We start from the raw sequence: 1,395 nt of genomic DNA on the forward strand, positions 1-1,395 counted from the left end.
AAAGCTTTTGTACCAGTGATGGTTAGAGATTTAGGGATTACGGAGTGTCGCTTGTTTCCTGCGTTCCCAAAGTCAACGACTCAATTTAATGCTAACATAAAGTCGCCCTAAAGGGCGAGGTTTTCAACCCAAATTTTCGATAATACTTCATCAGTGACTCCGTTTTAGAGAGGCGATCGTGCAAATTACGCTCAAGGAAAGAATCGAATCCATACAGGTGGGGAGTATCTCGGCTCTGGCTTTCCTGGTTCCCTATCTGCTATTTTTAATTGTTGATCGACTATTGTTAGGGGAATCGCTCACACTAATTGGCGCTTTTGTCAAGATATCCGGGGCGATAATTAGCGGATTTCTCTTCGGTGTCACCTATCGTTATGTCGTCCGTAACGACGATAATCCCCATCTCAAAGATGGTACAGTGGCAGCTTTTGCCCTAGTCCGCGGCCTAGTTCCCCTACAATTATCCACAGACTTGATCGCTGACGCTTGGCAATTAAGTCTCTTTCTAGGAGAGAGCTTTATCTGTTTTTTATCCTGTCGTCTGCTCTTAGAGTTGACTAAGCTGCGCCAATAACCGATCATCTTTTTGGCTATCGGGAGTCAGGAGTCAGGAGATTATTTTTATTTATTCTCCCTGCTCCGGCACTCCCCATCTCCCTACCTCGCAATTCATAATTCATAATTGATAATTTATAATTACCACACCCTATGGCTATTTGTATTCCCGTTAATTTACCCGATCGCTCCTATAATATTCTGATCGAGAAGGGCAGTTTAGCTAATCTCGGTGGAGAAATGATCCGGTTAAGCTTAGGTAAAAAGGTTTTATTGGTTTCTAATCCCGAAATTTTTGACTATTACGGGCAAATAGCCGTTAATTCCCTAGAAAAAGCGGGCTTTGTTGTTTCTACTCATCTGATCCCCGCCGGAGAAAATTATAAAACCCTCGATGCGATCGCCCAAGTTTATGATAGCGCCCTCGCTCACCGGCTGGAACGTTCCTCGACTATGGTTGCCCTCGGTGGTGGTGTGATCGGCGATATGACGGGATTTGCGGCAGCCACATGGTTACGGGGCGTTAATTTTGTCCAAGTTCCCACCACCCTGTTAGCCATGGTAGATGCTTCCATCGGGGGTAAAACTGGTGTTAATCATCCCCAGGGCAAAAATCTGATCGGGGCGTTTTATCAACCGAAATTAGTTCTGATCGATCCTAGCGTGCTTAAAACTCTACCCGTGCGAGAATTTCGGGCTGGAATGGCAGAAGTGATTAAATACGGTGTAATTTGGGATGCTGAGTTATTTCAACAGTTAGAAGACTCGGACAATTTAGCTAGTTTTTCTCAGATCGATGGCGAGCTATTGCAAACAATTATTACAAAGTCTTGCCAAGCT

General features: G+C 44.5%; 2 protein-coding genes. Both read left to right on the top strand.

From position 1 onward, the window contains the following. The first annotated feature begins 178 nt into the window (after nt 1–178). Nucleotides 179–574, top strand: a complete 396-nt coding sequence (locus tag PX484_RS02555) for a hypothetical protein (RefSeq protein ID WP_287766945.1) — start codon at nt 179–181, stop codon at nt 572–574. A gap of 134 nt (nt 575–708) precedes the next feature. Then, the coding region (locus PX484_RS02560) for a 3-dehydroquinate synthase family protein (protein WP_288102760.1) at nt 709–1,395 on the top strand (687 nt) is incomplete at its 3' end.

Source organism: Microcystis sp. M49636_WE2 (assembly GCF_030065375.1).
GTDB lineage: Bacteria > Cyanobacteriota > Cyanobacteriia > Cyanobacteriales > Microcystaceae > Microcystis > Microcystis aeruginosa_C.